This window comes from Streptomyces sp. NPDC033136, from assembly GCF_055578235.1.
Genome location: NZ_JBVIPD010000047.1, coordinates 1 through 9,238, shown reverse-complemented (window position 1 = coordinate 9,238; position 9,238 = coordinate 1). Strand labels below are relative to the sequence as shown.

General features: G+C 66.9%; 9 protein-coding genes. 1 reads left to right on the top strand and 8 read right to left on the bottom strand.

Annotation, left to right across the window (positions count from 1 at the left end; all coding sequences use genetic code 11):
- Positions 1–408: 408 nt before the first annotated feature.
- Positions 409–930, bottom strand: a complete 522-nt coding sequence (locus ACZ5TL_RS39165) for a hypothetical protein (protein ID WP_468595551.1) — start codon at positions 928–930, stop codon at positions 409–411.
- Between the two features lie 687 nt (positions 931–1,617).
- Positions 1,618–2,229 carry a lysostaphin resistance A-like protein gene (locus ACZ5TL_RS39160; RefSeq protein ID WP_468595550.1) on the bottom strand — a complete coding sequence of 204 codons (612 nt, stop codon included), beginning with the start codon at positions 2,227–2,229 and terminating at the stop codon, positions 1,618–1,620.
- A 431-nt stretch (positions 2,230–2,660) separates the two neighbouring features.
- Between ACZ5TL_RS39160 and ACZ5TL_RS39155 the strand changes: the two genes are divergently transcribed.
- Positions 2,661–2,837: a hypothetical protein gene (locus ACZ5TL_RS39155; RefSeq protein ID WP_468595549.1), complete on the top strand. Its 177-nt coding sequence runs from the start codon at positions 2,661–2,663 to the stop codon at positions 2,835–2,837.
- Between the two features lie 109 nt (positions 2,838–2,946).
- On the opposite strand, the gene ACZ5TL_RS39150 is transcribed toward ACZ5TL_RS39155, so the two are convergent.
- The 6 genes from ACZ5TL_RS39150 to ACZ5TL_RS39125 all read right to left on the bottom strand — a co-directional run bounded on the left by ACZ5TL_RS39150 (position 2,947) and on the right by ACZ5TL_RS39125 (position 8,723).
- A complete protein-coding gene (locus ACZ5TL_RS39150; protein ID WP_007379522.1) occupies positions 2,947–3,150 on the bottom strand; it encodes a cold-shock protein in 204 nt (67 codons plus the stop codon).
- 341 nt (positions 3,151–3,491) lie between these two features.
- Positions 3,492–4,388 (bottom strand): squalene/phytoene synthase family protein, encoded by an 897-nt coding sequence (locus ACZ5TL_RS39145; protein ID WP_468595548.1) that lies wholly within the window; start codon positions 4,386–4,388, stop codon positions 3,492–3,494.
- A gap of 146 nt (positions 4,389–4,534) precedes the next feature.
- Positions 4,535–5,521: a BtrH N-terminal domain-containing protein gene (locus ACZ5TL_RS39140; RefSeq protein ID WP_468595547.1), complete on the bottom strand. Its 987-nt coding sequence runs from the start codon at positions 5,519–5,521 to the stop codon at positions 4,535–4,537.
- Between the two features lie 20 nt (positions 5,522–5,541).
- On the bottom strand, positions 5,542–6,051 hold the full coding sequence (locus ACZ5TL_RS39135) for a carbamoyltransferase N-terminal domain-containing protein (RefSeq protein WP_468595552.1): 510 nt from the start codon (positions 6,049–6,051) through the stop codon (positions 5,542–5,544).
- 535 nt (positions 6,052–6,586) lie between these two features.
- Positions 6,587–7,150 carry a dihydrofolate reductase family protein gene (locus ACZ5TL_RS39130; RefSeq protein WP_468595546.1) on the bottom strand — a complete coding sequence of 188 codons (564 nt, stop codon included), beginning with the start codon at positions 7,148–7,150 and terminating at the stop codon, positions 6,587–6,589.
- Between the two features lie 277 nt (positions 7,151–7,427).
- Positions 7,428–8,723, bottom strand: a complete 1,296-nt coding sequence (locus ACZ5TL_RS39125) for a phosphatase PAP2 family protein (RefSeq protein ID WP_468595545.1) — start codon at positions 8,721–8,723, stop codon at positions 7,428–7,430.
- Between the last annotated feature and the right edge of the window lie 515 nt (positions 8,724–9,238).

Genomic DNA, 9,238 nt, shown 5'->3' with positions numbered 1-9,238 from the left:
CACCGAAGTCATCCGCCCGCGACCAGCCCGAGCATCGCGAACCCCGCGCACACCAGACCCCTGACCTGCAACGTCACGATGCACACTGCTCATTGCCTTCTGGTGATCGTCGTTTCACTGTCCGCCCCTCCCCCTGCGGGGCGCGGGTGAGGCCCTGACGGCGGTCAGAAGATGCCCAGGAGGTGGAAGGCGGCCTGGTAGGCGATGGCGAACTTGGCCGGTTCGTGTGGTCAGCCATGGCTTGGGGCCGTTGATACACCACGCGAATGTGTTCCGCTGCTTGTAGGCCGCATCGTCAAAGCCTGGCGGACTGCGACCGAGTCGGCCTCGCCGCAGGCGGCAGCTCGGTCGGCCGCCGAGCCCTTGATTCGCCGGTGGACGTCCTACCGCCAACGATGCACGAGTTCGTCAGGCAGCATGGTGGATGACGAGCTTGAACTCGGCGAGGGTCAAAAGACGCGAGTTGGTGTCGTTGTGCGTGACACGGAGCGCCATCGGGATGCCCGGGCCGACGAAGATGCCGTGGTTCTTGACGTAGAACTGGCCGCCAGGCGTCGGCGTGCGGTGCTCGGTCGCCGTGGTGTCGTTGGGGTTGGACGTCAGGCCCAGCGGGTCACGGACGTACTGGTCGCGCAGTTCGCTGTAGCCGCCCGTGCCGCTGGCGGCCTCCCACTGGATCATCGCGTGCAGGTGCCCCCAGCCGGCCATGGACGGCCAGATCAGGCCACTACGGTCGTCTGTCGCCCAGTCGCTCACGACGTAGCCGTCCGGCTGGGCGGCCTGGTGCATCTCGAATCGGTCCGTCGGCTCCGCCACGCCGAAGGGGAAACGGACGATCTTGTACGCGGTCCCCGGCGCGACCAGCTGCGGCGTATCGACCTTGAGAGAGCAGACCTGCACACCGGGCGCAGCGCCACCGTCCGTAGCCATGGTTCACCACTGCCCACCGTCGGCCGGCGCCATGCCCACGCCGGAGCGCCGCAATTCGCCACGCGCCCTCCTCAATGCCCCCGAAACTGACCGGCACCGCATGGTCCGCCAGGTCAAGACATAGCGGACCTGAGGGACCCCAGACCGCTTCGAACCGATTCGCGAGCCCGGCCACGGCACAGCAGCTCCGGCAGCGTGGTCGAGTTCGTCATGATGCGGCTCCCTTCCATGGTCGTGTGCATGGAGAACCGGGTGCTCTTCAGGGCGGCGTCATCGTGGGGGCAGGTCGGACGGAGCCGGGCCGCAGGCTTCGGCTGCGAACGCCCTGCAAGTGCTGCTCGAGCGCCTCACCCGGCCCGGCCTGATCGTCGATAACCCCGGGCCGGGTTCGCCGACGACATCGCCGTCGTGGTGTCCGCCGGTTCACCGGCCTGAGGTGTGGTGGTCCAGGCGCTGGCGAGGAAGGGGGCAGACCGGGAGGTTGGGGGCGGGGAGGTTAGGGGGCGGGCGGCTTCTGGAGCGGTACCCAGCCCGATTGGGGCAGTAGGCCGACGCGGTCCTGCTCGACGGTGGCCGGACCTATGACGAGCCAGTCTTCCCGGCCCCGCGAGCCGTAGCTGCAGACGCTGCCGACGATCTCTGTGCAGTGGTGGTTCCGAACGTGATCCAGCACCGCCGCTTCAGCCCTTAGCCCCTCCATCGAGGTACTGCCCAGGCCAGTACATAGCCAAAGCCGTTGACGGCCCAGTGCAGCGCCGCGGGCGCCAGCAGACTTCCGGAGCGGCGCCGCAACTCGCACAGGACGACCCCGGCTGCGGTCGTGGCGACAACGGCGGCCGCGACCGTCAGCGCGCTGCCAGCCGGCCCCGTGCCCAGGACCGCTGCGGCCGCGTTGGCCCGGCTCAGCCCGCGCGAGGGAAGCACATGCCAGAGCCCGAACAGCAGCGACGACACCGCCGTGGCCCACGCAGTACCACGCCGACGCCGCACCATGGCCCACAAGACACCTCGGAAGGCGACCTCCTCCAGCAGCACGGTGCCGACCGGCACCCGGATCAGCACCCGCCACAGCAGCTGCCCAAGGGTCAGGCCCGCGGCGCGCTCGTCCTCGAACGCCTCCCTGGTGACCGGCAGAGCAAACGCGACCAAGAGGACGGCGAGAGCCGCTCCCACCAGGACCGATGCCCACCACAGCCCTCGGTACAAGGCAACCGTGTCGAGCCCGAGATCGGCGCGGGTGAGACCGTCCCACCGGGCGATCAGCAGCAACGCGGCAGCCGCGACCACGCAGGTGAGCACGTCCGCATGGTGTCACCACCATCTCTCGATCCACTCCGCAAGCCGGGATGACGGAACGAGCGCGCTACTGCTGAGGGGTCTTCCCGTCCAGGCGCGCGCCGACGGGCGCCCCGGCTTGAACAGAGTGGTGGCTTGCCCGCTGGCCTGGAGTGACGACCAGGGACATCGGGCGGCAGCGGCCGTCCGCGCTCGGGTGGAGCTTGCTGGTGAGCCGGCGAGCGAGCGGGGCCAAGAGCGCGGTGCACGCGCCTGCCGGAGCCAGGTGTGCAGTTCCTTGCTTGTTCTGGTCCCCCAGAACAAGCAAGTTCACCTGGTGCTCGGTGAAGCTACCTGTCCGCGAAGCCGGACTGTTCACCGCGCGGTTTCATCCGGAAGTGGTTGCATTGGATACGGGACGCAGCCAGTGTCGAGAGGGGGGACAGGAGGCAACTGTGACCGCCCTCGCGATCTTTCTTCTCGTCATCGGAACGATCTTGATCCTTCTTGGGACCGTCTTGATCGTCATCGGGGCAACCTTGATCCTCATGGGAATGACTCTGGTCGCCATTGCGATCTACTTGCTCATTCGGAGAGCGTTGAAGCGCCGGGAACAGGAAAATGCCGATTAGAGTCGGGCGCCTGAGCGCCTTGAGGCGGCCGCGGCTGAACTCGCCGACGCTGATCACCTGGTACGTGCCCCAGCGGGGGCCTGTCCTCCGGCCCTGCGGGGCACTCTGGTCACGCCGGTCGGATGTTCTCCGCCTGCGGTCCCTTTTGACCCTGCGTGACGTCGAACTCGACTTTCTGCCCCTCCTGCAGCTCACGGAAACCCTGAGCGGCGATGTTGGAGTAGTGGGCGAAAACGTCAGGTCCGCCGCCCTCCTGCTCAATGAAGCCGAATCCCTTTTCGCTGTTGAACCACTTCACGGTGCCCTTGGCCATGGCCTGCTCCTTCGAGGAAGACCGGGCTCGCACCCTGCGGGCCCGGGAGGTGATCGCCCTGGTCCGGAGCGGTGCTGAACAGCAGAAACGCCCATGATCGTGATCACGGGCGGGACTTCGGAACCACGACTGCTGGATAACGACGCTACACCGCGCGGGCGGCGGCTGCTAGCGACGCAGCCGTCGATCGCGAGAGGCGATCATGGTTCACCCGGACAACCCACCGGACGTCGGTCCACTCGCTTTGTCCGGAGGGCTGGCGCATCACGTGTGCGGTCCGGTCCGTGTCAGGGCTGGGGGCGACCGGCGTCGTCCCGCCGAAGAAGTCGTGTCCGCCGTCCTCACGCCGCACGGCGGGCTCGCAGCAGTGTTCGTACGGTGCCCACGAGGGGCGGTGACGCAGGGCCGTCCAGCAGCCTGGGGCCACGCGCGAGGACCGCATCTGCGGTGAGCAGCTCGATATCGACGATCGCTCCCAGCAGGGCGCGGCCAGGGGCCGTGGCCAGGGCCGCCACCTCTCTTGCCGAGTGCAGTGCCGTGCGCGCCGTCTGCACTTCCCGGCTCACCAGGTTCCTCAGGCCCGGCGGTTCGCGACCGGCCCGGAGGTCCTCCACGGTGACCGAGAAGCGTTCCAGGGTCTCCGCGGGGATGCCCAGCCGTCCTTCCCGCAGGTCCTCGGCGAGATCGTTGACGAAGTCGAGCCGCTGGCTGCCCTCGATGAGGGTCCGGCACGCCGAGCGGTACCGGTCGTGGCCGGCCTCCGGCGCGAACAGGGTGCCGACCAACATGAAGGCGGGGAGCGAGTACGCATCCAGGTAGGCTTGATAATCGGCTTCGGTGGCGCATTCGGCGAACTCGAGCTCGGCCTCGGCCGTGACCAGATACTGCTCCACGGCCTCGCGGAGCCGCGGATACCGCTGCGTCGTGGCGAGCAGCGCGGCAATCAGCGGGTCGTCGCCGCACCCGGTCTCGAGTGCCTTGCGCACCCGCTGTTCCCAGTCCCCCCATGCCGTGGCCCGCTGCGCCTTCGGGCCGGTGTCGAGGAGGTTGTCCCCGTGATCCATGAACGCGGTGGCGGCCAGCGCGTGAGGCTGCAGCGCGGCCGGCAGCAGGACGCGAGCCGCGATGTAGGAGGAGCGGCGATGGCGCCGTACCGCTTTCCTCTGGGCGCCGTACGCGCCGCGCAGCTCAGGCTCACGGATCCCCGCGGCGTCCAGACACCGACTCCATGCCGTCATGGGGTGATCATAGGCAGCGCGTCGCCCCGGGCGTCGAAGTCCGGCCCCGCCGCCAAGGCTCCCACGAGGCGAGGAGCTCTCGGGGGGCCACCCCGCGCGAGCCCTCGCTCCCGTCAGACGAGGTCACTGCCGAACTCGTCAGCTCGTCAGCTCGTCAGCTCCATCAGGCGCTGCATCAGGCGCTGCTCCTTCTCGGCGGCCTCATGAACGATCTTTGACGCGCTGTGGAGGGATGCCCGCGACGAGGAGACTCCCGCCTCGTTCAGAAGTCCGGCCGCCTCGGTCCACTTCTTCGACAGCTCGCGGTAGGCGTCCGAGGCCTCTTGGAATTCGCCGGTACCGGTGATGTCGGCGGTCTCCGCCAGGAACTCCGCCCACATCGTGCGGAACAGGCCCCCGCCGGTTCCCGCGTTCTCCATGATCGTGCAGATCTCGGAAAGGCTGTCGGCGGGCGACTCGAGGTCGTCGAGCCACTGCGGCATCAGGTCGGCGACCTTGTGCATGCCCTTGTACCCGAAGTTGGAAATCGGCGGATTCAGAAAGCTCTCCGCCGCAATTTTGATTCCCTTGCGGGCCGCTTTCCCCAGATCGGGAATGCCACCCTTAGGGAGGTCGAGGGTGAAGGCGCGGTTACGCGAACTCATCGGTCCCCGGGCGTTTCGCGCGATCGCGAGGGATTCGCCGGAGGCCCATTGGAGACCCAGTGGCTGAGTCTCGACCAGGGCGAAACGGTCGTCGTCGTGCCCGACGCAGGCGACATAGTGGGCCGCGAAGCGGAAGTCGTCGGTGGAGTAGTCGAGGAAGTAGCGGTCGAGCTTGAGTCCGACAACGGTTCCGGAATCAAGCTCGGCCAGCAGATGGTGCCTCGCCCGCTTCGCCGATGACGTCTCGTGAACGGACAGCCGCAAGTTCAGCGCATTCGCGAGATTGTCCGACAGCGTGTCGGGCTTGATACGGCCACCGACGAACGGCGTCGGCATCTGCTTCGTCCGCCAGTAGATGAACGACAGGCCACCGGCGAGCCCGAAGATGAGCGACTCCGACAAGTCGACCTCTCGCTGCCGCAACAGATTCACGAGTGTGGTCGACTCGCAATGCTTACCGACGTACGGTTCTGCTTCTAAAAGCGACACCTGTTCACGTCTCCCTTCCCTCACCTGGAGCGTAGCGCAACCTTGTAAAGTTCGATTGCGGACGCCAAGATCGGGAAAGATTTCACCCACTCACATTCGGGAAACCAGGAAGTTGCCCAGGAACAGATGATCCATCTCCGTTTTGAGGAAGCAGGACAGAGCATCCGCGGGCGAGCAGCGGGTTGCTCTGCTCGGTGACCGTCTGGATCCGTGAGGTGCCGTCGACGTGGCAGCGCCCTTGACCTCGGACCCAGGTACGGCGACGCGCGGATCCGGGGCGGTGTGCCGGCCTGCCCGCTGGCGAACAGAGCCGCCCCGATGGCCACCCCGACGTCGCTGGCGCCGAAGCTGACGCCCATCGCGGTGAAGCGTGAACGCTCCAGCAGCTTGCTGTTGTTGACGCAGTTCAGGGCGGGTCCGCCCTCGAAGAACACGCGTGGGATGCAACATCGAGTCTCCCCCGCGACGCAATGCCGAACCGACGCCCGGACTCTTCCAGGAGGATCGATTCGACGCAAGGGCCCTGGCATGCGGTCCAGTTGGGAAAGCCGAACATTTCTTGATCGTCGATTGCAACGGCGGGAGTGCGAATCCCCACCCCGAGGCGGAATGATCAGATCCCTGCGGTCGGACATGAAGTATCCCCACTGTTGGACGCATGATCCGTCGTGGCCAACCGGCCCGGGCAGCGTGTTCTCCGCCCGGGCCGGCGTCCAGAAGCCATGGGCAGCACGCGGGTGGGACGGCGGAACGGACCACGCTCTGACAGGCAAGCCGTTCTTGAGGTCGGTTCTCGCGTGAGTCGCGTTCTGTTTCCGATCAGGGTTCAGCCGGTGCCAGTCGCCAGGGTCCTGCGGTCTGGCGTTGCCACATGGGAGACAACAGGCTGGAGCCGCTGGTGATATCCGGAGCCGAGCGGCTGATGGTGCAGGGGTGGGCCGAGCGCCGAACTGCCGCGCTGGGCCCGGTGAGGCGGGCGCGGACCGTGCTCGCGTGTGCCGACGGACGGGAGCGGCATGGGCGCCGGCCGAGCAGCGCCCATGCCGTGTCCTGGAACGCTCCGCCTCAGCGCGTCACGCGGTAGCGGAGGTAGACGAATTTCGAGTTGAAGGTACGGGTCTCGACGAGTTCGAGATCCACCCGGCGCTCGTGGCGGGGAAAGAACGGAATGCCACCGCCGACCAGCACCGGGTAGACGATGGCCCGGTACTCGTCGATCAGACCCGACGCGGCCGCCTCGGCGGCGAGCGTCGCGCCGCCGATCGCGATGTCGCCCTCCCCCGGCTCGGTCCGCAACCGCTCGATCTCCTCCGCCAGGCCGCCGGAGGCCAGGCGGGCGTTGCCCTGCACAGCCGACAGCGTGCTGGAGAACACCACCTTGGGCAGAGGATTCCAGAGCGCGGCCCACTCGAGCTCCGCGTCGCCGAGCGAGGGATCCTGGTCGGCGGTATCCCAGTACAGCATCGTCTCGTACAGCCGTCGTCCCAACAGGTGGACGCCGACCTCTCGAATCTCGTCGATCCAGAAGCGAAAGACCTCCTCGTCGGGCGCCGTCCAGTCGAAGCCGCCGTCCGGTCCGACGATGTAGCCGTCAAGTGAAACGCTCATCGAATAGGTCACGCTGCGCATGAGAAGTCCTCCTCGGTGACGAGTTCGACAGTACGACCGCCGATGCCGCAGGACTCGTCGCGGCTCGCGCGATCCCCCGGGCCAAGGAGGTTCGTTCTGGCCCTGGCCGTCCCGGCGTGTCCCGGCGGTGGTGAGTCCGGCAGAGCGTGGAGCGGCGCTGCCGCACCTGAGCGAGGCGCACTTCGCACAGGTGGAGTGGGGTTCCCACCGCTGTCCTCACCCTGGAGCGGCAGCTCCGGCACGGCTCACTCGGTGGCAACCCGATGCCACTCGCAGCTCACGCTGGTTCGGGCTGCGGTTCCGGTTGTCGCGCGACTACAGCCGTCGGTTCCCAGCGTCGGGTGGTCCGTACGTAGCCGTAGACCACCGAGGTCATCGCGAGAATGAGAAGTGAACCGGACACCCCCTGATGTCTGGCCATCTCCATCGGAAGACAGCGGTACGAAACCAGAAGCGCGGCGAACACCGCAGCGCCGTAGACGACCAGCTGGATCCCCGGCCGGTCCCAGCCACGGTCGAGCGAACGGAGCACTGCCTCGACAGTCACTACGAACACCACGCCGGCGACGAGATCTACGCCGTAGTGGTAGCCGAAACCCAGCGTTGCGGCGAGCGTGGCAATCAGCCAGAAGGAACCGGCGAATCGCAGGATGCGTGGGCCCTTGCGGGAATGAATGAAGATTGCGGCAGCCCACGCCGTGTGCAGGCTGGGCATGCAGTTACGAGGGGTGATCTGGTCGTATGACATCGGGTGCGGCGTGGTGATCGGCAGCGGCGTGTGCGGCCATAGATCGGCCGCCGCCCATTCCACGCCGCCGGTGCCGGAGGCGCCCGGGCCGTAGGCGAAGACCGGTCCGACCACCGGAAAGATCATGTAGATGCCCGGTCCGAGGAGGCCGATCACCAGGAACGTGCGTATGAGGTGATGACTCGGGAAGCGGCGCTCGGCCGCTACGTGTCGCAGCTGGTACAGCGCGACGACGATCGCGGCCACCGCAAGCTGTGCGTAGACCACGTCGAGAAGATGGGTGCCGATCGGGCCGGTGGCCCGAAGAATGCGGCCTGCCAGCCACGAAGGGTTGCCCAGCGCGTGATCGGCGGTTGCCACGTACTGGTCGAGCACCACCGGGCGGGTCTTCGACGTGATGAGTAGCCAGGTATCGCCGATCTTGCGGCCGACCACCAGCAGCAGGCCCAGCCCGACCCCCTTCAGCAGGAGGACGCGTTCCCGGCCGGTGCGGCGCGTCACAGCGATGACCGCATAACCCAGCATCACCCATAACGCGCCATTGCCGAAGACGTGGCCGTCGGGCACTTTGACGCCGACCGCCCACCGCACCAGCGTGAAGACGATGTCTATGCCGATCGCGACAGCAGCGGCAATGATCCGTCGCCGCCAGGTGAGCACCACCGCCATCAATGCCAAACCGCCGTACAGCGGACCCGGTTTCGTGGCGAATACCAGTGCTCCCAGCTGATTGGCAATCGGCCCCGGCTGACCGTAACGGCGTGCGGCGATCTCCAGCGCGACCAGGAGTCCAAGAGCCGCCACCCCCGCGGTGACCCACAGCATCACTCGCCACTGACGCCAAACAGTCAACTGATTTCTGCCACTTATTCGCGAAAACACACGTAACGCCCTAGATCTCAATCTTTCGACCGAATTGCCTATAAGCGATGGCATTTATCATCGCGGGTTCTAAGATGATATGAGCTTGTAACGCGATCATGATCGGTATTTCATGGACCGTCATCAACACAGGAGTCTGCGATCCGGCCCGTTGTGGGTCCTGGGCGAGCCCGGGCCGGGGAAGGTGATGGCGGCAACTCAAGGCACCAGCGCCCACCCGCCGCCACCCCTGCCGGCGGACGCGACCAAGCCGGGCGGCTTCGGCCGCACACCTGGTGCAGGAGCTGTCGGTGGTCGTGCGGGTGCAGATCCACCTGCCGGGCAGGACGCCATCTACGAAGTGCCGGACCAGCAGGTCATCGACTCAATGAGCAGTGTGCATCGTGACGTTGCAGGTCAGGGGTCTGGTGTGCGCGGGGTTCGCGATGCTCGGGCTGGTCGCGGGCGGATGACTTCGG